This window comes from Acidovorax facilis (genome assembly GCF_023913775.1).
Taxonomy (GTDB): Bacteria; Pseudomonadota; Gammaproteobacteria; order Burkholderiales; family Burkholderiaceae_C; genus Acidovorax; species Acidovorax facilis.
Window position 1 is genome coordinate 35,423 of the sequence record NZ_JAMXAX010000002.1, and the last position, 24,842, is coordinate 60,264.

Sequence of the window (24,842 nt, forward strand, 5' to 3'; positions counted from 1 at the left end):
AATCGCCCGGTCAGGAGAGAGTGCGGACCCCGCGGGGAAACACACCGCCGAAGGCGCAGGCAGCAGCCGAACGCTCAGGCAAAAGGACTGACAACCGCCCGCAGTGATGCGGGCGTTCCCTTGCTGGAGAGAGATGGCCCACCGCACCGCGTGTTGAGGCCATCCACCGAAGGAGCAAACCGCACGGCCAGCCAGGGCGCTGCGGTGAATCTCTCAGGTAAAGCGGACAGCAGGGCAAATCCCGTAGCCACCTTGTGGCTGCGGCCCTCATTTGCCCCGGAGTTCCGCCATGTCAGCCACCGCCCCCCTGCTCACCACGCCCCTGAACGCCCTGCACATCGAGCTGGGCGCCCGCATGGTGCCGTTCGCCGGCTACTCCATGCCCGTGCAATACCCCGCTGGCCTGATGGCCGAACACCAGCACACGCGCAGTGCGGCGGGCTTGTTTGACGTCTCGCACATGGGCCAGCTCAAGCTGGTCGGCCCTGACGCCGCAGCGGCGTTTGAAACCCTGATGCCGGTGGACGTGATCGACCTGCCCGTGGGCAAACAGCGCTACGGGCTGCTGCTCACCGACGAAGGCACGGTCATCGATGACCTGATGTTCTTCAACCAAGGCGTGGTGGATGGCGAGCCCACGCTGTTCGTGATCGTGAACGGTGCTTGCAAGGTGGGCGACATTGCGCACATCACGGCCCGCATCGGCCAGCGCTGCAAGGTGGCGCCCATGCCCGACCACGCCCTGCTCGCTCTGCAAGGCCCGCAGGCCGTCACCGCCCTCGCCCGCCTCGCGCCCGGCGTTGAAAAGCTGGTGTTCATGACGGGCGGCGATTTTTCCATTGCAGGCTGTGACTGTTTTGTGACCCGCAGCGGCTACACCGGTGAAGACGGTTTTGAAATCTCGGTGCCCGCTGCGCAGGCCGACACCCTGGCCCGCGCCCTGCTTGCTCAGCCCGAGGTCAAACCCATCGGCCTGGGCGCCCGCAACTCGCTGCGGCTCGAAGCGGGCCTGTGCCTGTATGGCAACGACATCGACACCACCACCACGCCGCCTGAAGCCGCGCTGAACTGGGCCATCCAGAAGGTGCGTCGCACGGGAGGCGCCCGCGCAGGGGGTTTCCCCGGAGCAGACAAGGTGCTCGCGCAGATCGACAACCCCGCCAGCCTGCAGCGCAAGCGCGTCGGCCTCGTCGCACTGGAGCGTGTGCCCGTGCGTGAACACACCGAATTGCAGAGCGAAGACGGCCAGAAGATTGGCGAAGTGACCAGCGGCCTGCTGGGCCCCACGGTGAACGAACCCGTGGCTATGGGCTATGTCACACCCGCCTTCGCCGCCATCGGCACGCGGGTGAACGCCATCGTGCGCGGCAAGGCCGTGCCCATGGAAGTGCGTGCCATGCCCTTTACCCCCGCGCGCTACTACCGCGGCTGACCGTCTGAAACTGCGCCAGCCCGGCTACAGTCTTGGCTGGCATCGGCACTTTTGTTTGTTTTTCCCCTTTTTTCTGGAGCCCCCATGACCGTCAAGTTTTCCAAGGATCACGAGTGGATCGACATCTCCGACCACGAAGCCGCCACCGTGGGCATCACGGTACACGCCCAGGACGCGCTGGGCGATGTGGTGTTTGTGGACCTGCCCGAAGTCGGCAAGACCTTCACCCAGGGTGAAGTCGCCGGCGTGGTGGAGTCCGTCAAAGCCGCCGCCGACGTGTACATGCCCGTCAGCGGCGAAATCGTCGAGGTGAACGAAGCCCTGCGCGCCGACCCCTCGCTGGCCAACACCGACCCGCTGGGCGCTGGCTGGTTCTTCAAGGTCCACGTGACCGACATGATGCAATTCGACGCGCTCATGGACGAACCTGCGTACGCAGAGTTCGCCAAGAACGCCTGATCTCCGGATCTTTTGTTCCCCGAGGCCCGGCGCCCTGCCGGGCCAATGTGCCTCCTTGTTGTCCCACGCCGCCGCCGATGACCACCCTCGCCCCCCTGCCCACGCTCGCAGCGCTTGAAAACGCCACCGAATTCCTGCCCCGCCACATCGGCATCGATGCGGCCGATGAAGCGCACATGCTGTCGGTGATTGGCGAGGCCTCGCGCCGCGCCCTCATTGACTCCATCGTGCCGCGCTCCATTGCACGCAGCAGCGCGATGGACCTGCCCCTGCCGATCACGGAAGCGGCGGCGCTGGCCGAACTCAAGGCGATGGCATCGAAGAACCAGGTCCTGAAGAGCTTCATCGGCCAGGGCTACTACGGCACGCACACACCGGGCGTCATCCTGCGCAACATCCTGGAGAACCCCGCCTGGTACACGGCCTACACGCCGTACCAGGCCGAAATCTCGCAAGGCCGCATGGAGGCGCTGGTCAATTTTCAGACCATGGTCTGCGATCTGACCGGCATGCCGATTGCCAATGCATCGATGCTGGACGAAGCCACGGCCGCCGCTGAGGCGATGACGCTGGCCAAGCGCTCCGTCAAGAGCAAGAGCAATGTGTTTGTGGTGGCCGGTGATGCCCACCCGCAAACCATCGAAGTGATCCAGACCCGTGCCAAGCCCCTCAATATCGAAGTGGTGCTAGCCAACTCCGCCGCCGAATGGGATGCAGCGCTGAATGGCGAGTATTTCGCCGTGCTGGCCCAGTACCCCGCCACCAGTGGCCGCATTGATGACCTGCGCGCTGATGTGGAGAAGGCGCATGCCAAACAGGCGGCCTTCATCGCAGCGGCCGACCTCCTGGCCCTCACGCTGATCACCCCGCCCGGTGAATGGGGTGCCGACATCGTCGTAGGCACCACGCAGCGCTTCGGTATGCCCATGGGCGCGGGTGGCCCGCACGCTGCCTACATGGCCTGCCGCGACGAGTTCAAGCGCAGCCTGCCAGGCCGCCTGGTGGGCGTGAGCGTGGATACACATGGCAAGCCCGCCTACCGTCTGGCCCTGCAAACGCGCGAGCAGCACATCCGCCGCGAAAAGGCCACGTCCAACATCTGCACCGCGCAGGTGCTGCCCGCCGTGATCGCCAGCATGTACGCCGTGTACCATGGCCCCGATGGGCTCAAGCGCATTGCACAGCGTGTGGCCAGCTACACCGCCATTCTGGCCAAGGGGCTCACACAACTGGGCGCACCGGTGCGCCCGCAGGCGTGTTTTGACACGCTGACGCTCAAAACCGATGGCGCTACCAAATCCATAGCTGCTCGCGCAGTACAGCTGGGCGCCAACCTGCGAATTTATTTCGAAAACTACCTGTGCATTTCGCTGGACGAGACCACCACACGCGCCGACATCGAGCTGCTGTGGAAGGTGTTCGCCGCGGATGGCCAGGCGCTGCCCACGTTTGACGCCTTCGAGAAGGGTGTAGAGCCGCTGATCCCCACCGAACTGCGCCGCGCCAGCAAGTACCTGACTCATCCGGTGTTCAACACCCACCACTCCGAAACCGGCATGCTGCGCTACATCCGCCAGCTGTCTGACAAGGACCTGGCGCTGGACCGCAGCATGATCCCGCTGGGCAGCTGCACCATGAAGCTCAATGCCACGAGCGAGATGATCCCCATCACCTGGCCCGAATTCGCCAACGTGCACCCCTTCGCACCCGCTGACCAGTTGCAAGGCTACAAGGAGCTGGACGAACAACTGCGCGCCTGGCTGTGCCAGGCCACGGGCTACGCAGGCATCAGCCTGCAGCCCAACGCCGGATCGCAAGGCGAATACGCGGGCCTGCTGGCCATCAAGGCCTACCACGAAGCCCAGGGCCACGGCCATCGCAACATTTGCCTGATCCCCAGCAGCGCCCACGGCACCAACCCCGCCAGCGCCCAGATGGTGGGCATGCAGGTGGTGGTGACGAAGTGCGACGACAACGGCAACGTGGACATGGCCGACCTGCAGGCCAAGTGCGAACAGCACAGCGCCAACCTGGCCTGCATCATGATCACCTACCCCAGCACGCACGGCGTGTTCGAAACGCAGGTGAAGGAACTGTGCGCCCTGGTGCACAGCCACGGCGGCCGGGTGTATGTGGACGGCGCCAACATGAACGCCCTGGTGGGCGTGGCCGCCCCTGGCGAGTTCGGCGGCGACGTGAGCCACCTGAATCTGCACAAGACCTTCTGCATTCCGCACGGCGGTGGCGGCCCTGGCGTAGGTCCCGTGTGTGTGGTGGCCGATCTGGTGCCCTACCTGCCTGGTCATGCCACGGCCGGTGTGGCCGGCGGCGTGGGTGCCGTGTCGGCAGCGCCTCTGGGCAATGCCGCCGTGCTGCCCATCAGCTGGATGTACTGCCGCATGATGGGCGCCGAAGGCCTGCAGGCCGCGACCGAAACCGCCATCCTCTCGGCCAACTACATCAGTGCACGCCTCAAGGATCACTACCCCACGCTGTACGCGAGCGAAGGTAAGGATGGCAAGCCGGGCCACGTGGCGCACGAGTGCATCCTGGACCTGCGCGGCCTCAAGGACACCAGCGGCGTGATGGCTGAGGATGTCGCCAAGCGCCTGATCGACTACGGCTTCCACGCGCCCACGCTGAGCTTCCCCGTGCCCAACACGCTGATGGTGGAGCCCACCGAGAGCGAAACGCTGTTCGAGATCGACCGCTTCATCGACGCGATGATTGCCATCCGCGAAGAGATCCGCCAGATCGAATCCGGTGCCTGGCCGCAGGACAACAACCCGCTGAAGAACGCGCCGCACACGGCCGAGAGTCTGCTGGGCAGCGAATGGGCTCGCCCTTACGCCCGCGAAGCCGCCGCTTACCCCGTGGCCGCGCTTCGCAGCAACAAGTATTGGTCGCCCGTAGGCCGCGTGGACAACGTGTGGGGTGATCGCAATCTAAGCTGCAGTTGCATCCCGGTGTCTGACTACGCCTGAGACGCCTGAATTGCCTGAACGCAGTGACCTCGACCACCAGCGCCTGCACTGTCTGCCAGCCGCCTGCGCTGGAGGCGCTGGTCCGGTCTGAACCTGCCCTGGCCGCTCTGTGGCAGGCCCTGCCCCGCCGTCAGTTCGGCGCAGGCACGCTGCTGCAGCCCGCGGGCGAGACCAGCACGCGCTGCTGGCAGGTGCGCAGCGGTGTGGTTCGGCTGTTCTACCTGAACGAACAAGGCACCGAGCGCAACCGGTCGTTTCACGGCACCGGCAGCTGGGTGGCTGGCAACCTGCCGCCCCTGGCGCTGCCCAGCCCCTATGCCATCGAGGCCCTGGCACCCGTAGAGGCTGTGGAGCTGGCCTATGCCACCTTGCAGCAGTGGCAACGCAGCTTTGCCCACATCGGCCCCTTGCTGGAAGAGGCCCTGGGCTATGTGTTTCAGCAGCACGCACAGCGCGAAGCCGAGTTGTTGAGCCACCCGCCCGAGGTGCGCTACCAATCTTTTCTCGCTACACACGGTGATTTGACGCCCCACCTGCCGCAGCACCATGTGGCCAGCTACCTGGGCATCTCGCCGGTATCGCTATCACGCATCCGGGCACGGCTGGGCATGCTGGAAGCGTCACGCGGCGTTTGAGAATTTTCAGCGTTCCTGTGGCCACGCACTGACCGTGCGATCCCGCCCTGGCATCACCACCTGGGGCAATTTTTCCTTGTCCATGAGGGCGTCACCTGCCACCAGCCCGTTCAGATGCAGCAGGTGCGCGGTGATGCCGTACACCTCGTCATCGGTCAGGCTCTTGGGCGCGTGCATCGGCATGCCCCGACGCACATAGTCGAACACCGTCGTGGCATAAGGCCACATCGCGCCCACCGACAACACCTGCAGCGGGTACTTGCGCACGCGCAGGGGGCGCAGCGGGTCGCTCCAGCCGATAAAACCATCTGTGCCCACCAGCCGGGCGGCGGGCCCTTCGATGCCCTGTGCGCCGTGGCAGGCGGCGCAGTGCATGGCATACAGCCGCGCGCCCTGCTCCACGCTGCCCCGGCCGGGTGGCAGATTGCGGCCGTTGGGGAAGACGGTGATGGCATAGCGATCGATGTCGGCAGGCGACAGCGGCTGGCCTAAGCCGATGACAAGTGGCGGCGCAGCTGGTGCAGGAGCCGCAGCGGACGGCGCCTGGACCTCGCTGGCTCTGCCTGCACTCAGCAGTCCCACCACCATCGCCACGGCCACGCCCCGCCGCAGGGTGGCGCGTCCTGCGGGCAGCAACTGGCTGCACAGGTCTTCACGCATAGACGTTCTCCACGCGGCCATCGGCCTGCACGCGCCAGGCCTGCACCGCGTTGTAGTGGTTGAACGAGTGCATGGCATAGCGCCGCTTCCATTCACTGCGCAGTGGCTGTGTACGACCATGCTCGTCGGTGGCGCGGCTCATCAGGTCGGCCTTGCGGCCGTTCCACTGCCAGGGCAGCGTGAAGCGCGTAAAGGCCCGGTCCAGTACCGGGCCGTGCAGCTGCGCCGCAGCCCAGGTGCGACCTCCGTCCAAGGACACATCCACACGCGCTATGCGCCCCCGGCCCGACCAGGCCAGACCAGCGATTTCGCAAAACCCATGGGGCTCAGGCAAACGCTGCTGGCCGGAGGGGTGCGTGATCACCGACTTCACTTCCATGTGGAACGCGAAGCGCTCGATCCGTCCATCGGCCAGCACTTGCGTGTACAGACCCGACTCGTCCTTGGTGTAGGCGGGCGCGTCGGTCACTTCGAGCCGGTGCAGCCATTTCACGTTGACGTTGCCCTCCCAGCCCGGCATGAACAGGCGCATGGGGTAGCCCTGCGAAGGCCGCAGCCGCTCTCCGTTCTGGTACAGCGCCACCATGCCGTGCTCCAGCAAGGCCTTCAGCGGCAGGCTGCGGCTGTGCGATCCACCGTCAGCGCCTTCGGCCACCACCCACTGGGCACTGTCCTTCACCCCCGCTTCGTTCAGCAGATAGGCCAGCGGCACGCCCGTCCACTCCGAACACGACACCTCGCCCGCAATCTCGCCCAGCGTCTGGTCCAGAGCCGTGGGCGATAGCGCGTTGGCGGCTGAGTTGCCCGCGCATTCCAGAAAATGCACGCGGCTGACCATGGGGTAGCGCAACAGGCGTTCCAAGTCAAAGCGCAGCGGTTTGTGCACCAGCCCATGCACCTTCAGTGTGTGGCGCTCCGGCGCAATGTCGGGCACGCCGTTGTGGTGCACGGCAAAGTGCAGGCCGCTGGGGGTGATGATGCCGCGCTGGTGCTGCAACGGCGTGCGCCACACCGGAAAGCCTGCCGCAGTGGACAAGGTCCGCTCCACCTGTGCCTCCTGTGCTGCGGGCAGGCCGTACGGCAGATCGGCCCCACCGGGGCGGGTCATCGCATCGGGCAAGCGGGCGGCCAGTGGCTGTGGCGGCGCTGCCTGCGCCACCGCCATACCCACGCCCCCCGTCGCAAGCCCCCCCAAAAAAGTCCTCCGAGCCAGTCCGCTGTGGCCGTTGAATGAACGCATCCGTCATCTCCGCAAAAACAAGCACTCGGCACCCATTGGCCGCAGCTGCAGTGTTGTCATCCGCATGCCGCTGCGCATTAACGTTGGTTAACGCGCCCACAGTGGATTGGCACCAGCCACGGCGCCACGCCCTTTACACTGGCGCGCCGCTTGCAGCCCAACCGTTGCTGACGAGCAAAATGGCGTTCTGACTTTTCCCCCCTTTCTTTTTTGTTTCAAGGACTCCTCGTGCGCATTTCTTCCGCCCTTGTGCTCATTGGCCTTCTGGCTGCCCCCTTTGCCTCTGCCCAGGCCGCAGGCCCCGTCACCACGGCCAGTGGCCTGGTTTATGAATCGCTCAAGGACGGCACCGGCGATTCGCCCAAGGCCACCGACACCGTCAAGGTGCACTACAAAGGCATGTTTCTGGACGGCAAGGAGTTCGACAGCTCCTACAAGCGCGGCGAGCCGACGTCGTTCCCGCTCAACGGCGTGATCCCCTGCTGGACCGAAGGCGTGCAACGCATGAAGCCGGGTGGCAAGGCCAAGCTGACCTGCCCGCCATCCATCGCTTACGGCGCCCGGGGAGCCGGTGGCGTGATCCCACCCAATGCCACGCTCAACTTCGAGATCGAACTCATCTCCATCGGCCGCTGACCCCATGCTGCTCAAGGTCGGTGATCTCGCGCGGCGCACCGGCCTGACGGTGCGCACGCTTCACCACTATGACGAGATCGGGCTGCTCAAGCCTTCAGGCCGGTCCGAGGCGGGCTACCGCCTCTACAGCCAGGCCGATGTGCAGCGACTGCACGGCATCCAGACCATGCGCCAGATGGGCCTGGCGCTCAGCGACATCGGGGCGCTGCTGGCGGGTGACGGCATGGCCCCCGAACGCATCATCGGGCAGCAGATCCGCTCGCTGGACCAGCAAATCGCGCAGGCCACCGAACTGCGCGGACGCCTGACCATGCTGAGGGACGGCCTGATGGCCGGTGCCGAGCCAGACATGGGCAACTGGCTGGAGGCCCTGGCGCTGATGACGACCTATGGCAAGTATTTCAGCTCGGCCGAACTCAAGCACATCTTTCAGAACTGGAACCTCATTGAGGCCGACTGGCTGATCGTCAAAGACCTGGTGCGCAGCGCCATGGACCGCCAACTGGCACCCGACACACCCGAGGTGCAGGCGCTGGCCTACCGCTGGATGGCGCTCATGCTGCACTGTATGAAGGGCGATCTGGACCTGCTGGAGCGCTGGGGCCATATGTTCCGCACCGAACCCAGCACCCAGGGGCGCAACCATGCACCGCCGGGTGAAATGATCGAGTACATCGAAACGGCCATCAAGCTGCGCATGGCGCTGCTGGAAAAGTACCTGACCCGCAACGATCTGCGCACACTGGGCCATGTGCCCCATACCGACTGGGCAGCGCTGGAGCAGGACGTTCAACAGCTTCTGGCCCGCGCCCTTCCTCCCCACCACCCCGATGCGGTGGCTGCCGCTTTGCGCTGGAACGATCTGTTCGACACACTCACGCGGCGCAGACCCGAGTTGCGCCAGAAGCTGCTCATGGCCTCCGCCAACGAACCGCTGCTGCAGGCAGGTTCGCCCCTGAGTGCTCCCGTACGCGCCTATCTGCAGGCAGCGCTGGCGCATGCCATGCCAGCACCTGCGGCCGCTGTGGTATCCCCACACCGCTGACAACAACACCGCCCCAAAAAGTCGGAAAAGTGCTTGACCCTCACGCAACGTGAGGCTTCACAGTCGGTCCCTATGAATGGACCGACTCACACCACAGAATCCGCCGCCGCGGGGCGAAAGCTGCATGCCCTGGACAATCTGCGCGCCGCCATGATGTGGCTGGGCATCGTGCTGCATGTCTCGGTCATTTACATGAGCCGGCCGTCTCCCCTGCCCTGGCACGACGATTTGTCCACGTCGGTGGCCGACTTGCTGGTGGCGGTGATCCATGCGTTCCGCATGCCCCTGTTTTTTATCCTGGCCGGTTTTTTTGTGTCGGCACTGGTGCAGCACCGAGGGCTGGCGGGCATGGTGCGCAACCGGCTGCGCCGCCTGGGCCTGCCTTTTGTGGTGTTCTGGCCGCCCTTGTTGGCGGTCAGCGCCCTGCTGGGCCTGTTGTTCCTGCACCGCATGGCCCATGGCACCTGGGGCGTGGACCGCAGCCTGCTGCCCCACGGCCCCAACGTACCCAAAGGCCCGCCGACCATGCACCTGTGGTTTCTGTGGATGCTGCTGTGGCTGGCCGTGTTCACGCCTGTGGTGTGGGCTGCAGCACGTGCGCTGCCCGGCGGCGTACAAAAAGCCCTGGGGCGCTTCACCGCCTGGCTGGGCGGTTCGGCCCTGGGCATTGTGGCGCTCACACTTCCACTCGCCTGGATCGGCGCCCACTACGACCACGGAATCGTCACGCCCAGCGGTTCCTTTCTGCCTCCCTTGGCGGAATGGCTCCACAACGGGCTGTTCTACGGATTCGGGCTGTGCCTGTATACGCAGCGCATGGACTTGATGGTGCGCTACGCAAGGCACTGGCCCGTGCTGGCGGGTCTGGGGCTCGTGTGCTTCCTGATCACTGCATTCTTGTCGGAAGTGCTGGCCCAGCCTGAGGCTTCGGCCTTTGCTCTGGTCCTGGTCACCGGTGCCTTCACCGAGATCCTGGCCGAGCCCGTCTCTGCCACCCGGCACCTGCAGTTCTGGATGGCACTGGCTTACAACGCCGCGTCCTGGTTGTGGAGCTTTGCGCTGATCGGGCTCTTTCTGCGCCACGTCGGACAGCCCCGTGCCTGGCTCGCCTACCTGGCCGACAGCTCGTACTGGGTGTACCTCGTGCATCTGCCGCTGACGATTGGTTTAGCGCGCTGCTGTATGGGGTGCCGATTCCCGTCCTGGCCAAGATGGCTCTCAATGTGCTGGCCACCACGGCCCTGTGCCTGGTCAGCTACCACCTGTGCGTGCGATTCACTGCCGTGAGCCAGTGGCTCAACGGGCGCCGGCACACCCGCAAATCTTTTGGAGACCCTGTTCATGCGACCTGAAATGCCCCATCACCCTTCGCCCCCCCACCCAAAGAGCGCTCCCCAGGACCCGCGCGCCGCGCTGTTCAAGGACCCCAACTTTCGCTGGATGACGAGCGGCTCCTTCCTGTCCATGCTGGGCGACCAGTTCACGCTGATTGCACTGCCCTGGCTGGTGCTGCAGATGACGGGCGACACCCTGGTGCTGGGCACCGTGCTGGCCCTCATCAGCGTGCCGCGCGCACTGTTCATCCTGATCGGCGGAGCACTGGTAGACCGCCACTCGCCCAAGCAGGTGCTGATGATCACCAAATACATCAACCTGGTGCTGCTGGCCGTGCTGGCGGGGCTGGTGCTTGCAGGCACCCTGACGCTGTGGATGGTGTATGCGCTGTCGCTGGGCATTGGCCTGGCCACGGCCTTCAGCATTCCTGCTGGCACGGCCATGATGCCGCACGTGGTGGCGCGATCGCAGTTGCAGGCCGCCAACGGCATCAGCCTGGGCCTGCGCCAGCTGACCATGTTCCTTGGGCCCCTGCTGGCAGGGCTGCTCATTGCGCTGTTTGGTGCGGGCGACGCAGTCAAAGAAGTCGCCAGTGCACCGGCCCATGCCAACGCCGCCGGCATCGGCCTGGCCTTTGCGCTGGATGCCCTGAGCTTTGCGGTGTCCGCCTGGACGCTTTCCAAGGTGCAGACCCATGCAGGCAACTCGACCCCGGCTGCCGCACCCCAGGCGGTGCTGGCGTCGGTGGCGCAGGGCCTGGTTCACTTCTGGCGCGATGGAGAGCTGCGCACCTGCTTTCTCTACTGGAGCGCCATCGCCCTGTTCATCATGGGCCCCATCCACATCGCCATCCCCGTGCTGGCCAGCAGCACGCCAGCGCTGGGCGCGGCCGCGTTCGGCACCATGGTGGGCGCCCATGGCGCGGGCACGCTCCTGGGCATGGTGGTGTCGGGCATGTTGCCGAGGCTGCGTTTTGGCAGCCTCGGCATGACCATCCTGGCGTTCGACGCCATCATCGGTGTACTGTTCATGCCTCTGGGGCTGATCACGGCCGTGTGGCAGGGCGCAACGCTGATGCTGGTCATCGGCCTGCTCGGCGGCTTCATGCAGGTGAGCGTGTTCACCTGGATCCAGCAACGTGTGCCGCCGGCCCTGATTGGCCGGGCGATGAGCCTGTTCATGTTCATCTTCATGGGCTTGGCCCCCATCTCCGCAGCCGTCACGGGCTGGGTGATGAAAAGCATCACGCTGACCCAGCTGTTTGCGGCCAGCGGAGGTACGCTGGTGGTGCTAGCCGCAATGGCTTTTGTACTGACGCCCATGCGCCGCGTGACGGATGCAGCACCCGCCACACGCTGAGGCTCCCCACGCAAACCCACGCAAAAAAGGCTGGACCACTGTCCAGCCTTTTTTGTGCCTTAGGAGGAGATCCTCAGACTTCAGTCACGAACTGCTCGCGGGGGCGGCGCACCTTCTTCAGGTTCACCAGCCAGTCGCCTTCATCGGCGCGGTAACCCAGCGGCAGGATCGACACGCTGCGCAGGCCACGTGCCCGAAGGCCCAGGATCTCATCGAGCGCGTTGGGGTCAAAGCCTTCCATGGGGGTGGAGTCCACCTCTTCAAACGCAGCGGCGATCAGTGCGGCACTCATGCCAATGTAGGCTTGGCGGGCTGCGTGCTGGAAGTTCACCTCGGCATCGCGCTGGGGGTAGCTGTTCAGCAGCATCTGGCGGTAGTTTTCCCAGCCTTCGTTCTTGAAGCCACGCTGGTCATTGGTCAGATCGAACATCATGTTGATGCGGTCGGCCGTGTAGTTGTCCCATGCAGCAAATACCAGCAGGTGCGAGCCGTCGGTGATCTGGGCCTGGTTCCAGGCGATGGGCTGGATCTTGGCGCGCACAGCGGGATCGGTCACCACGATGATTTCAAAGGGCTGCAGGCCACTGGAGGTGGGCGCCAGGCGCGCGGCTTCGAGAATGCGCTCCACCTTCTCCTGCGGAACCGCCTTGGTGGGGTTCATCTTCTTGGCGGCATAGCGCCATTGCAGTTTATTCAGCAGGGGTTGGGCAAGGGAGGTGTCGTCGATGGGGTTCATGGCAAAAATTCCTGACAGTCAGTAGCGATCGGGTTGGATCTAAAAAATTCGGGATGGTGGAACTGTAGGGATCCGAATCTCCTTCGGTAAGCCCCGTGAGAGAAAAGGATTGTTCGCAATTGATCAACAATCGCCCCTTGAAAGAGGCGCTGAAGCCGTTCACCCCGGTCTCTGCGTGTACGAGACCCCGGGGCCTGCAGGATCCGCAGGCTTGCAGGCGTACACTCGTGGCCATGCTTTCTGGCCCACAGCATTGCGCAGCGCGCGCACTTTCCTCGCGCCAAAACCCCTGGCCGCGCCCCTCCCATGAGTGAACCCGACCTGTCGTTTCTGGACCCTGCGGGGCGGCAGCCCGCTCCCACAGGTCACGCGCCCGGGACTCCCACCCCGCGTGCCACGCCCCCCAGCACAGGAGCCGAGGGCCTGGTGGCTGAGCTGCGCGCCTACCAGGCAGAGCTGGAGAGCCAGAACAAGGTCCTGCGCTACAGCCAGACCGTGGCGGAAAGCGCCTACGAACGCTTCGAGACCCTGTTTGCCAGTGTGCCGCTGGCCCTCATGGTGGTGGACGAACACGACATGGTGGTGCAGGCCAACTCGATGGCGCACCGCTCGTTCCAGCCCACCGAACGCGACCGCCCGCTCACGGCACTGATGCCCTTTGTGCGCCCGCAGGACGCCCGGCGCGTGCGCGAGGCCTTCGCGCTGGCGCAGGACCTGGGCCGCAGCGAGGTCAAGGAGGTCGTTTTTTCCATCAATGCAGATACGCCCATCACGGGCGACCTGCACATCGCGCACATTGAGGCCCCGCAAAGCAGTGGTCCCCCCCCTGTCGCAGTTTCTGTGTGCAGTGATCGACCAAGGCCCACTGCTGGCCGAGCGCCAGGCGCTACAGCACAGCGCCATCACCCTGCAGCAGCGCAACGAACAGATCCGCGCCAGTGAGAAGCGGCTGGAGGCCATCATCAACTCCGCGCTGGACGCCATCATCTGCGTGGACCAGCACCAGCGCATCACCGTGTTCAACCCTACGGCGGCAGCGCTGTTCCAGTGCAGCGCCAGCGACGCGCTGGGCAGTACGCTGGACCGCTTTTTGCCCGATGCGGCGCAGGCACTGGCGTTTGCCCAGCTCACCACCCAGGCCCTGCTGGGCGAGATGACGGCGTTGACCGCCAGCGGCAAGGAACTGGCCGTGGAAGTGAGCGTGTCGTTCGAGCGCCATGCCGAGGGCGAAACCACCACCGTGTTCGCCCGCGACCTGACCGGGCGCAAGAAGGCCGAGGCGCACCGCAGCGAGCTGGAAGCGCAGCTGCGCGAGTCACACAAGATGCAGGCCGTGGGCACCATGGCGGGCGGCATTGCTCACGACTTCAACAACATCCTGGGCGCGATCCTGGGCAATGTCGAACTGGCCAAGGCCGACTGTGCAGCAGGTTCGCCCGTGCTGGAAAGCCTGATGGAGATCGACAAGGCCGGTCGGCGTGCGCGCGACCTGGTGCGCCAGATCCTCACTTTCAGCCGCAACGAGCCACCGCAGCGCTCCGCAGTGTCGTTGGCCGAAGTGGTGCACGACACCGAACGCCTGCTGCGCGTCACCCTGCCCCCCGCCATCGAGCTGCACATGCAGTTGCAAGCAGGCCTGCCCCCCGTGCTGGCCGATGCCACGCAGGTCGAGCAGGCCCTGCTCAACCTGTGCACCAATGCGGTCCACGCCATCCAGAGCCAAGGCACCGAGCGCGGCAGCATCCATGTGGAAGCCGCTGCCGTGCAGCCCGACCAGCGCCTGAGCGAGCGGCTGGGCCTGGCCCCCGTGGACTATGTCGCCCTGACCGTGCGCGACAGTGGCCCCGGCATGGACGCTGCCACGCTGGAACGCATCTTCGAGCCCTTCTTCACCACCAAGCCCGTGGGCCAGGGCACGGGCCTCGGCCTGGCGGTGGTGCACGGCGTGATGCGCACACATGAAGGCGGCGTGGACGTGCACAGTGCCCTCGGCCAGGGCAGCCGGTTCACGTTGTACTTTCCGGTCGCCCACAGCGCGGCGCAAAGCACCCTGGATGCGCAGCCCACTCAAGCGGTGCAGGCCGCACCAGCATCCTCCGCACCCTCGACGCCTCCCGCCACCGATACCCCCGGCAGCGCACCGCGCAAGAAGCACCACGTGATGTACGTGGACGATGACCAGGCCCTGGTGTTTCTGGTTCAGCGCCTGCTGCGCCGCCGAGGCTATGAGGTCAGCGGCTACACCGACCCGCACGAGGCCACGGCCGCGCTGCGCGCTGCCCCGCAGGCCTTTGACCTGCTGGTCACCGACTACAACATGCCCGGCTTCTGTGGAGTGGACCTCGTGCGCGAAGCCCGCCTGATCCGCCCCGACCTGCCCGTGGCCCTGGCCTCGGGCTACGTCACGGCCGAAATTGAACAGGCTGCGCTGGCCGAAGGCGCACAGGCATTGATCCACAAGCCCAACGACGTGGAAGAGCTTTGCGCCACCGTGCAGCGCCTGGTGGGCGGCGACAGCCATGCCGCAGGCTGAAACCAGCGCGCTGGCTGCGGACACTGCTGGCCTACCCGCCCCGGTGGCACTGTATGAGGATGCCGACCTGCTCGTGCTCTGCAAGCCCTCAGGCCTGCTGTGCGTACCAGGGCGCGGCCCCGACAAGCAAGACTGCCTGAGTGCCCGCGCTCAGCAGCACTGGCCCGGCGCACTCATCGTGCACCGGCTGGACCAGGCCACCTCAGGCCTGGTGCTCATGGCCCGGCATGCCGAGGCACAACGGCGCCTGAGCCTGGCGTTCGAACAGCGGCAGATTCACAAGCGCTACGTCGCAATCGTGCAAGGCCTGGTGGCAGAACCGCCCGGCTCCTGGGCAGACATCCATCTGCCCATCGCTGCCGACTGGGAGCGACGCCCCCTGCGCGTGATTGATGCAGAGCACGGCAAGCCCAGCCACACCCGCTGGCGCCCCCTGGACCACAACACGGCGGCAGGAACCACGCGGGTCGAGCTCGAACCCGTCACTGGCCGCACGCACCAACTGCGCGTGCATCTGGCCGCCCTGGGCCACCCGATCCTGGGAGACGCGCTGTACGCCAATGCCGCCACCCAGGCCCAGGCGCCACGCCTGCTGCTGCATGCCGGGGAACTGGCCTTGGCCCACCCCACCACCGGGCAGGCCATGCGGTGGAAGTTCGCAGCTGATTTTTGAAGTTATTTGCCACCCAGCGCTTGAAGGGTGTCATTTATAGCTATATATTTAATAGCAAACCATACTCAATGACTGGGCAGCAGGGCCGTCACCGAATGGCTCAATTGCTCCTGCCAGGGCAAAGCGTCCACCACCGTGGACAGCAGTTCCAGGTTCTTATGCCACCCGGTGTCGTTGCCCGTGGAATACACCAGCATCACGTTGCTGCGGGGCTGGCCCAGCCGTGCCCAGGCAAAGGGCCGTTGCGCTGTCCAGAGACTGATGTGCCAGTCCCAGCCAATGGAAACCACGGGGCAGGACGCGCTCACCCATTCGGTATAGCCGCTGATGGTGGTTTCGCAGCCGCACACGGCGGTGCGCGGCACCACCAGGTCCAGGTCTACCGCCGACATCAGATGGTGGATGGGCAGGGACAGCAACTCGTCAATCGACAGGCGCAGCAGGCCATCCGGCGACACCTGCATGGCGTTCACGCCCGCTCCCCACAGGCCGCCCAGGTTGCGGCCCATCCCAGCTTGGTGCGGTCTGGCTGTGCGCAAGGGCCTACAGCGCCCCCGGGCCGCTGCATCAGCCCAGCAACCCCAGCATGGCGGCACGCACGGTGGCAGCCGTCTTGTTGGTGGTTTGCAGTTTGGTCACGGCATTCTTGACGTGGAAGTTCACGGTGTTTTCCGACACATCCAGCAGCGAGGAGATGTCGGCAGAGGTCTTGCCGTCGGCGGTCCATTTGAGCACCTCGATTTCTCTGGCCGTCAGATGCGGCTGCATCTCTTCGGCCTGGCGTGTCGTAAAGATGCGCGACAGGATCAGGTGCGCAATGTGCGCCAGCCAGCGCATCTTCATCTCGCTGTGGGCAATCTCGTCGGGTGTCAGGGCATCGGACGAACGCGCCAGCGTCAGCATGCCGCGCACCCCGCCCCCGTCAATGCACGATTGCGCCCATCCAAAGCGCAGGCCAAACGATCGCGCGTCCTCCCAGAAATCCTGGGCCGATGCAAACACGTCGTCTGACCAGACCAGCGGGGTCTGCTTGCGGCACCCATGCTGCACCGTGGGGTCCACCTGCACATAGCCCTGCTGCACATACCGCTCCTGCCAGGCCGGCGGGTAGTTGTTCAAGAAAATGGTCTTTGGGTTGGACAGGGGCATGGGTACCCGCAGGCCATAGGCGCAGTACTCAAACCCCAAAGCGTGCGCAGCAAGCTCGATTTTGCAAAAAACCTCTTGCTCAGACTGCGCGCGGTCCATCACCCCCAAAAGATCTTCTTGCCAGCTTGTCATAGGACTCCAACACCGAGCACCACCCCACAGAGACTGACCATCCGCATGCGAATTACGCACCATCAACCGCCGTTACGTTTTTCCACATTCTGGCGGCATTGAAGCCCTTTGGCGAGTTGATTTTGAGAGGGACGGGGTCAGGCAACACCTACCAGAGTTGGTAGTTACAAATATTTTCGGGTGATTTTCTAATGGGGAAAACTCATGAGGGAATCTCCGATGCGCATCACCTCTGGCTGCTCTGCGGAACTGCGTCCACCACTGATGACCCGCATGGCCCGGTACCGGCACCGCGTTTTTGTGGAAAAACTGGGCTGGCAGCTGCACTGCCGCGATGCCCTGGAGCTGGACCAGTTCGACCGGGACGACACCGTCTACGTCATCGCCCAGAACGAAGACGGCGAGGTCATTGGCACCGCCCGGCTTCTGCCCACCACCCGCCCCTACCTGCTGGCCGAGGTGTTTCCGCAACTGCTCAACGGTGCACCGGCCCCCGACGCGCCGGAGGTGTGGGAGCTGTCCCGCTTTGCATCCATGGATTTTTCAGGCCCCACGGGCTCTGCACTCGACCAGTTCTCCTCGCCCATCACCACCGGCCTGCTGCAGGCGGCCAGCCGGTGCGCCATGGCACACGGAGCCCAGCGCATGGTCACTGTCTCGCCACTGGGGGTGGAGCGCCTGCTGCGCCGCACGGGTTTTGAATCGCATCGCCTGGGCCCGCCCACCGTGGTCCAGGGCCATCCGCTTTTTGCCTGCTCCATTCGGTGCAAGTGACAACACGAAACCGCCTGCTGACACGCTCGCCGCCCACAGCCTTTGTCTGACATGACCATGCCGCAGCCTTCTTCGCTCCAGCACCCGGCCCAGGGCCCGACCCCTGCGGCTGCGGCTGCCTCTCCAGGCCTGACGCCCCACGGCCTGCGGGTGGTGATCCCGCATGCCGGACGGGTGACCGGTCCCCTGCGCGAGGACCTGCTGCAGCAGCGCCCCGTCACCCTCTGGCTCACCGGCCTGAGCGGTGCGGGCAAGTCCACCCTGGCCTATGCGCTGGAGGAAGAACTGCATGGGCTCGGGTTTGCGAGTTTTGTGCTGGACGGGGACAACCTGCGGCACCGGCTCAACCGCGACCTCGGTTTCAGCGCCGCCGAGCGCTCGGAAAACATTCGGCGCGTGGCCGAAGTCGCCGCCCTCATGAACGACGCCGGGCTGATGGTGTTCACCGCACTCATCTCCCCCCAGCGCAGCGACCGTGCCATGGCCCGTGCGCTCATCGGAGAACACCGCTTTCTGGAGGTGCATGTGAGCACCCCGCTCAACGTGTGCGAGGGCCGCGATCCCAAGGGCCTGTACACCTTGGCGCGAGCGGGGCACATCCCACAGTTCACAGGGGTTTCCGCCCCCTACGAGGCACCCGAATCGCCTGATTTCAGCATCGACACCGCCCACCTGAGCCTGCCCGATGCCTGCGCCCAGGTGCTCGCGCTCCTGCGCCAGCGCGGGTACATCCGCTAGGGCTGTCTTTTTTTGCACGTTTCTTTCCATGTCTACCGACCACGCCCCAGTCTCCGCCCCGGCGCCAGCCCCCACGGCCCATGGGGTGCACGCCTATGACCTCTTCAACGGTGATGCCGACGGGCTGTGTGCGCTGCACCAGCTGCGCCTGGTAGAGCCCCGCGACAGCTTTCTCATCAGCGGGGTGAAGCGGGACATTGCCCTGTTCGACCAGCTGCCCTCCGGGCGGCCACTGCAGGTGACGGCGCTCGACATCTCGTGGGACCGCAATGCGCAGGGCGTGTGCCGGGTGCTCAATGGCGGCGGCAACGTGACTTATTTCGACCACCACAGCGCAAAAACCCTTTTTCGCCACCCGCAGCTCACCGCCCACATTGACACCGGCCTGGACGTCTGCACCAGCATCCTGGTAGACCGCCACCTGGGCGGCGTTTTGCGCCAGTGGGCCATCGTGGCGGCCTACGGTGACAACCTGGACGCCGTGGCCGACCGCATGGCGCGCGAGCATGGCTGCACGGCGGCCACACGCGGTGCGCTGGCGCAGCTGGGCTACCTGCTCAATTACAACGCCTATGGCGAAAGCCGCGAAGACCTGCACTTTTGCCCCGTGCAGCTGTACCGGTCACTCCATCGCTTTGAAAGCCCGCTCGACTTCATGGCCAAGGCCTACGAATTCCGCCGCCTGCAAGAAGGCCATGCCAGCGACCAGCAGGCCGTGCAGGACCTGGCCCCCTACACCGCCAACGACCGGGCCACCGTGTACGTGCTGCCCGACCGCGCATGGGCCCGGCGTCTGTGCGGCACCCTGGCCAACCAGCTGGTGGCGCGCAACAACGGGCGCTCGGTCGCCGTGCTCACGCCCCGTTCGGACGGCGACTTTCTGGTCAACCTGCGCATCGGCAGCGCCAGCGCCAGCCGTGCCGACATTTTCTGCAGCCGCTACCCGGCGGGTGGCGGTCGCCATGGCGCGGGCGGCATCGACCGGCTGCCCGACCAGGATATGGATCGCTTCATCAACGAGTTCTTCGCGCACCTGGAGTCAGACACACCATGAACCAGCCAACCCGCACTACACGCCCGCTTCCGCTGTTGATGATTCCGCTGCGGCGCTGCGGCAGCCATGCACTGCGCCTGCGCCTGAACGCCAGCCCACAGTTCCACTCCCCCTACCCCCTGCACATCGTGGACTTCATGCCCCTGGTGCCGCTGTATGGCGACCTGCGCGATGACAGCGCGTACCGGCAGATGGTCAAGGACGTGGTGGGACTGCAGCAATCCAGCATGGTGAAGTGGCCGGGGGTGCATTTCGACGCCGAGGAGATCTTCACCGCGCTGAAGAACGAACCCCGCAGCGTGCACCGCATTGTGTGGGAGCTGCTGCTGCGCAGCGCGGAGCAGCACGGAGCCAGCGTGGCCATGGACAAGTCGCTCGACAGCGTCCACTACGCGCACGACCTGATGGCCCTGTTTCCGGAAATGCGTTTTCTGAACGTGGTCCGCGACCCCCGGGCGCAGGTGGCTTCGATGAACCGGGCGATCATTCACGACTTCGACACCACACTCAACGCCCTGGCCTGGGTCAAGGCCCACGCCACAGGCCGCGCACTGGCATTGCGCTACCCGGACCGCGTGCTCACCATCCGCTACGAAGACTTCCTGGGCGACCAGGAACACACGCTGCGGCGCATCTGCCAGTTCATCGGCATCGAGTTCCTGCCGCAGATGCTGGACATCGCAGCATCGCAAGAGGCGCAAGACCTGTCCCGCATGTCCGCCCTGTGGGAGTCCAACTGCTTTGCCCCACTGCCAGCCAACAAGGACAAGTTCAAGACCCAGCTACAGCCCCATGAGATCGAGACCATCGAAAGCCTGGCGTGGGAAACCATGCACTACTACGGCTACGAATGCATGACCGAGGCCCAGGCCCTGCCCCCCACGCCCGTGGTGCTGGCGCAGTGCCACCAGCAGTCAGAAAAACGGCGCGTCGAGGCCTGGGAGCAGTTGCTGCGCAGTGCGCCGCGCGACTATGCGGCCCGCCGCGTGCGGGCCGACTACCTGGAGCGCGTGCGCCAGCGCCTGCAAAGCACCAGCTCCCTGGAAACCGGGGCAGCGGCCTTGTCCTGACCAGCGCGGCAAACCAACCTGGTCCACAGGCACCCGACCCCAGCCCCCTTCACACACCATCGCCACTGCACCCTCAAGGAACCGCCATGCGCATCAAAGACCTGAAACTGGGCATTCGACTTGGAGTGGCATTCGGGCTGCTGCTACTGATCACCATGGTCATCGCTGTACTCGGCGTCATGAGCGTGACCGCCCTGCAGCACAGCAACGAGCACATTGCCACCTCGGAACTCAAGCGCCAGGGCATCGTGCACCAGTGGCAGACCGACATCCAGATGAACTGGTTGCGCACCGAGGCCTTCCTCAAAGCCAACGACGCCCAGTACGCCGGCAAGCTCAAGAAAGACATGTCTGCCGTGGTCGAGGTGCAAAGCAAGCGCATGCAGGAGGTGCACAGCTACCTGTTGCCCGGCAAGGAAATGCAGCTTTACGACCAGGCTATTGCCGCGCGCGATGCCTACCGCGTCAAGCGCACCGAACTCGTCAAAGCCAAGGAGGCGGGACAGGACGTGGCCGCGCAGGCCGATACCGTGCTGGCGCCCGTCTTTCAGAGCTACGCGGCCGTGCTGCAAGAGCTGACCCACACGCTGGACGAAGGCGTGGCCAGCACCCTGAAGGACACCACGCGCAAGGCCGAGGCCAGCACCGCCTGGGTGAGCGGCAGCACCGTGCTGGCCATCCTGGTGGGGTTGTTCCTGGCGTGGTGGACCACCCGCTCCATCACCGCCCCCGTGCGGCAGGCCGTCCAGGCCACCACGGCCATCGCGGCGGGTGACCTGGCCACTCCCATCCCCCTGGGGGCCAAGGACGAGCCGGGCCAGTTGCTCACCGAGCTGGCACACATGCGTGCCAAGCTGGCCGACATCGTGGCCAACGTGCGGCAAAGCGCCGAAAGCGTCTCCACCGCCAGTGCAGAAATCTCGCAGGGCAACCACGACCTCTCGGCCCGCACCGAACGCCAGGCCAGCGCGCTGCAGCAAACCGCTGCTTCCATGGAGGAGCTGGGCTCGACCGTGAAGCAGAACTCCGACAGCGCCCAGCAAGCCAACAAGCTCGCCCGCAATGCCAACGACGTGGCCGTGCAGGGTGGCGAAGTGGTGGCCCAGGTGGTGGAGACCATGAAGGGCATCAACGACAGCTCCAAGAAAATTGCCGACATCATCAGCGTGATCGACGGCATCGCCTTTCAGACCAACATCCTGGCACTGAACGCCGCCGTGGAAGCCGCGCGTGCGGGCGAGCAGGGCCGGGGCTTTGCCGTGGTGGCCACCGAAGTGCGGGGGCTGGCGGGCCGGTCGGCCGAAGCTGCCAAGGAGATCAAGGAACTCATCTCGGCCAGCGTCAGCCGCGTGGACCAGGGCACGGCCCTGGTCGACAAGGCCGGGCAGACGATGACGGATGTCGTCCAGTCGATCCGGCGTGTGACGGACATCATGAGCGAGATCAGTGCCGCCAGCGCCGAGCAGAGCGACGGCGTGGGCCAGGTGGGTGAAGCCGTGATGCAGATGGACCAGGCCACACAACAGAACGCAGCCCTGGTCGAAGAAATGGCCGCCGCCGCCAGCAGCATGAAGAGCCAGGCCCTGGATCTCGTCCAGCTGGTCTCGGTGTTCCAGTTGGATGCAGCAGGCAGCAGCCCCCCGCTGCCTGCTGCCAGCCGGGCGCCCACACCATCGGCCCACACGGCCCACCCAGCCCTGGCACCGGTTGCGCGTGTCGGCGCGCCCCGCGCCATCGCTGCAGCCTGAGGCGCCGCAAGGCAAGGCGATGGTTTAGGGCCTTTTGAGGCCCTGGCGCTTGATGGTTCTCATTGTTAGCTATAACTAATATAGCAAACAAGACCGCATCCAGGCGCGACCAACGAACCTACCCTTGCACCGGCCTCGACATCGCCCACTGCACCGCCAAAATGCTGGCCAGCACCACCAGCATGCCCCCCAGCGCCACCCCTGTCATGGCCTGCCCCAGCAACACCCAGCCCAGCAGCACGGCCGTGACCGGGCTCAGCAGCCCTAGCGACGACACCGCCACCGACGGCAACCGCGCAATACCACGAAACCACAGCGCGTAGGCCAACAGGGCACCCGCCAGACTCAGATAGACATAGCCGCCTACCTGCGTGGCCGAGAGCGCGGGCAGCGGCGGGTCTACCACCCAGGCCACGGGCGCCAGCATGATGCCGCCCGCCAGCAGCTGCCAGCCCGTGAATGCCAGCACCGGCAGGTCCGACCGCCAGCGCCGCGACCAGAACGTGCCCGCTGCCATGCACACCGTGCCCACCAGCGCCGCAGCCACACCCACCATGTCCCACCGTGCCCCGGGCGTCAGCAGCAGCGCCGCCATGCCCAGCACGCCCAAGGCACCCGCTGCCAACGCCAGACCTGGCGGGCGCCGATGGTCCAGCGCCCAGACCAGCCCCATCACCACCAGCGGACCTATGGCGCCCACCACAGCCGCCACGCCCCCCGGCAGCCGATAGGCCGCCACAAACAGCAGCGCCTGGAAAACGCCAATGTTGAGCGCCGACAGCACCAGCAAGCGCCACCAGCCCACCCAATCGCCCCACGCCGGACTGCGGCGGCACCACAGCACCAGCAGCAGCCCCGCGGGCAGGGTACGCAGCAGCGCTGCAGTGAAAGGCCGGTCAGGTGGCAACAGCTCGGTGGTGACGATGTAGGTGGAGCCCCAAATGACCGGGCCCACGGCCGTGGTGAGCGCATCCAGCCAGGGAGAGGTGCGATGGTTTTGCATGGCAATTTATCTTCAATTCAAGATAAATAATCCTACCACGCCCGTACCCTACAATCTTGAATTCAAGATAATTTCATCACCAACACCATGGCCACTCAACGCCAACCCGACGCCGTGGACGCCATCCTGGCCCAGTGGCACCGGGAGCGCCCCGACCTGGACGTGAGCCCCATGGGCCCCATCGGCCGCATCAAACGCTGCGCCGCGCTGTTGCAGCGCAGGCTCGACGAGACCTTTGCCGAATTCGGCCTGAGCTATTGGGAGTTCGATGTGCTGGCCACGCTGCGCCGCAGCGGCGCTCCACACTGCCTAGCACCGACCACGCTGTTTTCCACGCTCATGGTCACCTCGGGCACCATGACGCACCGCATGGGCAAGCTCGAAGCCCAGGGCTGGATCACCCGCCGGCCGAACCCCGACGACGCGCGCAGCTCGCTGGTGCAGCTCACGCCCGAGGGGTTGGCACTGATCGACCGCGCCGTGGAAGCCCATGTGGCCAACGAGCACCGCATCCTGGCGCCACTGAAGGCCGCCGACCTCGCGGCACTTGACGCCCGGCTGGCACTGCTGCTGACGGCGCTGGAGTCGCCCACAGGGCAGTAATTACCCCCGGCCATGGGTACTGCGCAGTAACATGGCGGGATGCCCCAAAACCACCTCACCATCCTCACCGGCGCATCGCGCGGCATGGGCCTGGCCATGGCCCAGCAGCTTTTGAAAAGCGGCAACACCCTGGTCTGCATCGCGCGCAGCACCAACGCCGACCTGGCCATCGAAGCGAAAGCGGCAGGCGTCACCATCGAACAGTGGCAGCAAGACCTGTCGCAGGGCGAACAGGCCGCCCACAAGCTGCAGGCTTGGCTGCAGGCGCAAGGCCCGCAGGCATTTGCCAGCGCCACGCTGATCAACAACGCGGGCATGATTCCGCAGATTGCACCGCTGTCACACAGCAATGTGGACGACCTGGCCACCGCCCTGCGTGTGGGGCTGGAGGCGCCCATGCAACTGACCGCCGCCTTCCTGGGTGCAACGGACAGCTGGACGGTGCCCCGCAAGGTGCTCAACATCTCCTCGGGCCTGGGCCGCCGGGCCATGGCCTCGCAGGCCGCCTACTGCGCGGCCAAGGCCGGCATGGACCACTTCACGCGCTGCGTGGCGCTGGACGAGGCCCTCAAGCCCCACGGTGCCAAGGTATGCTCGCTGGCGCCTGGTGTGATCGACACCGACATGCAGGTCCAGCTGCGCGGCGCCGACCCGGCCGCATTCCCGGACCGCCAGAATTTCGCCAACCTCAAGACGGGTGGCCAACTCACATCGCCCACCGACGCCGCTATCCGCGTGCTCGCCTGGCTGGAACGCGCAGACTTTGGCACCAACCCGGTGGCCGATGTCAGAGATGCCTAAAGCCCCGAAACTCCTGTTTTTATAGCTGCTCGCGCTTTCTGGA

The 24,842-nt window shown here is 65.4% G+C and carries 22 protein-coding genes, 1 pseudogene and 2 riboswitches; of the genes and pseudogenes, 17 read left to right on the forward strand and 6 right to left on the reverse strand.

What is annotated here, in order from left to right; all coding sequences use genetic code 11:
* The first annotated feature begins 9 nt into the window (after positions 1 to 9).
* Positions 10 to 92: riboswitch (glycine riboswitch) on the forward strand.
* Positions 93 to 113: 21 nt separating this feature from the next.
* Positions 114 to 240, forward strand: a riboswitch (glycine riboswitch).
* A gap of 49 nt (positions 241 to 289) precedes the next feature.
* The 4 genes from gcvT to NFX52_RS01480 all read left to right on the forward strand — a co-directional run bounded on the left by gcvT (position 290) and on the right by NFX52_RS01480 (position 5,510).
* Positions 290 to 1,432, forward strand: a complete 1,143-nt coding sequence (gene gcvT / locus NFX52_RS01465) for a glycine cleavage system aminomethyltransferase GcvT (RefSeq protein WP_055397400.1) — start codon at positions 290 to 292, stop codon at positions 1,430 to 1,432.
* An 84-nt stretch (positions 1,433 to 1,516) separates the two neighbouring features.
* Positions 1,517 to 1,891 carry a glycine cleavage system protein GcvH gene (gcvH, locus tag NFX52_RS01470; RefSeq protein ID WP_055397402.1) on the forward strand — a complete coding sequence of 125 codons (375 nt, stop codon included), beginning with the start codon at positions 1,517 to 1,519 and terminating at the stop codon, positions 1,889 to 1,891.
* A 77-nt stretch (positions 1,892 to 1,968) separates the two neighbouring features.
* Positions 1,969 to 4,875 carry an aminomethyl-transferring glycine dehydrogenase gene (gene gcvP / locus NFX52_RS01475; RefSeq protein WP_055397404.1) on the forward strand — a complete coding sequence of 969 codons (2,907 nt, stop codon included), beginning with the start codon at positions 1,969 to 1,971 and terminating at the stop codon, positions 4,873 to 4,875.
* Positions 4,876 to 4,898: 23 nt separating this feature from the next.
* A complete protein-coding gene (locus tag NFX52_RS01480) occupies positions 4,899 to 5,510 on the forward strand; it encodes a Crp/Fnr family transcriptional regulator (RefSeq protein ID WP_055397407.1) in 612 nt (203 codons plus the stop codon).
* A gap of 6 nt (positions 5,511 to 5,516) precedes the next feature.
* Here the strand turns inward: NFX52_RS01480 and NFX52_RS01485 are convergent, their stop codons facing one another.
* Positions 5,517 to 6,170 carry a c-type cytochrome gene (locus NFX52_RS01485; RefSeq protein WP_055397408.1) on the reverse strand — a complete coding sequence of 218 codons (654 nt, stop codon included), beginning with the start codon at positions 6,168 to 6,170 and terminating at the stop codon, positions 5,517 to 5,519.
* Positions 6,163 to 7,410 (reverse strand): sulfite dehydrogenase, encoded by a 1,248-nt coding sequence (gene soxC / locus NFX52_RS01490; protein ID WP_082437398.1) that lies wholly within the window; start codon positions 7,408 to 7,410, stop codon positions 6,163 to 6,165. Before soxC ends, NFX52_RS01485 begins: the two co-directional genes overlap by 8 nt.
* 234 nt (positions 7,411 to 7,644) lie before the next feature.
* On the opposite strand from soxC, the gene NFX52_RS01495 reads away from it, so the two are divergent.
* From NFX52_RS01495 to NFX52_RS01510, 4 genes are all read left to right on the forward strand, one after another.
* Positions 7,645 to 8,046 carry an FKBP-type peptidyl-prolyl cis-trans isomerase gene (locus NFX52_RS01495; RefSeq protein ID WP_369801340.1) on the forward strand — a complete coding sequence of 134 codons (402 nt, stop codon included), beginning with the start codon at positions 7,645 to 7,647 and terminating at the stop codon, positions 8,044 to 8,046.
* A 4-nt stretch (positions 8,047 to 8,050) separates the two neighbouring features.
* Complete coding sequence (locus NFX52_RS01500; RefSeq protein WP_055397415.1) at positions 8,051 to 9,091, forward strand: MerR family transcriptional regulator; 1,041 nt, start codon at positions 8,051 to 8,053, stop codon at positions 9,089 to 9,091.
* Positions 9,092 to 9,163: 72 nt separating this feature from the next.
* A complete protein-coding gene (locus NFX52_RS01505) occupies positions 9,164 to 10,378 on the forward strand; it encodes an acyltransferase family protein (RefSeq protein WP_238385568.1) in 1,215 nt (404 codons plus the stop codon).
* Positions 10,379 to 10,432: 54 nt separating this feature from the next.
* Positions 10,433 to 11,785, forward strand: a complete 1,353-nt coding sequence (locus NFX52_RS01510) for an MFS transporter (protein ID WP_255354205.1) — start codon at positions 10,433 to 10,435, stop codon at positions 11,783 to 11,785.
* Between the two features lie 73 nt (positions 11,786 to 11,858).
* Here the strand turns inward: NFX52_RS01510 and NFX52_RS01515 are convergent, their stop codons facing one another.
* Positions 11,859 to 12,521 (reverse strand): NAD(P)H-dependent oxidoreductase, encoded by a 663-nt coding sequence (locus NFX52_RS01515; protein WP_055397419.1) that lies wholly within the window; start codon positions 12,519 to 12,521, stop codon positions 11,859 to 11,861.
* Between the two features lie 306 nt (positions 12,522 to 12,827).
* On the opposite strand from NFX52_RS01515, the pseudogene NFX52_RS01520 reads away from it, so the two are divergent.
* Positions 12,828 to 15,054, forward strand: a pseudogene (locus NFX52_RS01520) (PAS domain-containing hybrid sensor histidine kinase/response regulator).
* Positions 15,041 to 15,727, forward strand: a complete 687-nt coding sequence (locus NFX52_RS01525; protein WP_055397423.1) for an RluA family pseudouridine synthase — start codon at positions 15,041 to 15,043, stop codon at positions 15,725 to 15,727. The pseudogene NFX52_RS01520 and the gene NFX52_RS01525 overlap by 14 nt, the downstream one beginning before the upstream one ends.
* Before the next feature lie 65 nt (positions 15,728 to 15,792).
* Here the strand turns inward: NFX52_RS01525 and NFX52_RS01530 are convergent, their stop codons facing one another.
* Together NFX52_RS01530 and NFX52_RS01535 are read right to left on the reverse strand one after the other, a co-directional pair.
* Positions 15,793 to 16,236 (reverse strand): DUF4902 domain-containing protein, encoded by a 444-nt coding sequence (locus tag NFX52_RS01530; protein WP_055397425.1) that lies wholly within the window; start codon positions 16,234 to 16,236, stop codon positions 15,793 to 15,795.
* Between the two features lie 58 nt (positions 16,237 to 16,294).
* Positions 16,295 to 17,071 (reverse strand): autoinducer binding domain-containing protein, encoded by a 777-nt coding sequence (locus NFX52_RS01535; protein WP_488656603.1) that lies wholly within the window; start codon positions 17,069 to 17,071, stop codon positions 16,295 to 16,297.
* A 156-nt stretch (positions 17,072 to 17,227) separates the two neighbouring features.
* Between NFX52_RS01535 and NFX52_RS01540 the strand changes: the two genes are divergently transcribed.
* The 5 genes from NFX52_RS01540 (at position 17,228) to NFX52_RS01560 (ending at position 22,392) form a co-directional block, all read left to right on the forward strand.
* On the forward strand, positions 17,228 to 17,782 hold the full coding sequence (locus NFX52_RS01540) for an acyl-homoserine-lactone synthase (RefSeq protein WP_055397429.1): 555 nt from the start codon (positions 17,228 to 17,230) through the stop codon (positions 17,780 to 17,782).
* Positions 17,783 to 17,839: 57 nt separating this feature from the next.
* Positions 17,840 to 18,520 (forward strand): adenylyl-sulfate kinase, encoded by a 681-nt coding sequence (cysC, locus tag NFX52_RS01545; protein WP_055397584.1) that lies wholly within the window; start codon positions 17,840 to 17,842, stop codon positions 18,518 to 18,520.
* A 28-nt stretch (positions 18,521 to 18,548) separates the two neighbouring features.
* The gene (locus NFX52_RS01550; protein WP_238385569.1) at positions 18,549 to 19,574 is read left to right on the forward strand and encodes a hypothetical protein; all 1,026 of its coding nucleotides are present in this window, start codon (positions 18,549 to 18,551) and stop codon (positions 19,572 to 19,574) included.
* Positions 19,571 to 20,644, forward strand: coding sequence for a sulfotransferase family protein (locus NFX52_RS01555; protein WP_055397431.1), 1,074 nt, complete (start codon positions 19,571 to 19,573; stop codon positions 20,642 to 20,644). The genes NFX52_RS01550 and NFX52_RS01555 overlap by 4 nt, the downstream gene beginning before the upstream one ends.
* A gap of 86 nt (positions 20,645 to 20,730) precedes the next feature.
* Entirely contained in the window at positions 20,731 to 22,392 is a 1,662-nt protein-coding gene (locus NFX52_RS01560) for a methyl-accepting chemotaxis protein (protein WP_055397433.1), read from the forward strand.
* 118 nt (positions 22,393 to 22,510) lie between these two features.
* On the opposite strand, the gene NFX52_RS01565 is transcribed toward NFX52_RS01560, so the two are convergent.
* Entirely contained in the window at positions 22,511 to 23,395 is an 885-nt protein-coding gene (locus NFX52_RS01565; protein WP_207401872.1) for an EamA family transporter, read from the reverse strand.
* 87 nt (positions 23,396 to 23,482) lie between these two features.
* Here NFX52_RS01565 and NFX52_RS01570 point away from each other — a divergent pair, with 87 nt between their 5' ends.
* Positions 23,483 to 23,998, forward strand: a complete 516-nt coding sequence (locus NFX52_RS01570) for a MarR family winged helix-turn-helix transcriptional regulator (protein ID WP_055397437.1) — start codon at positions 23,483 to 23,485, stop codon at positions 23,996 to 23,998.
* A 39-nt stretch (positions 23,999 to 24,037) separates the two neighbouring features.
* Positions 24,038 to 24,799 (forward strand): SDR family NAD(P)-dependent oxidoreductase, encoded by a 762-nt coding sequence (locus NFX52_RS01575; RefSeq protein ID WP_055397439.1) that lies wholly within the window; start codon positions 24,038 to 24,040, stop codon positions 24,797 to 24,799.
* Positions 24,800 to 24,842 lie beyond the last annotated feature (43 nt).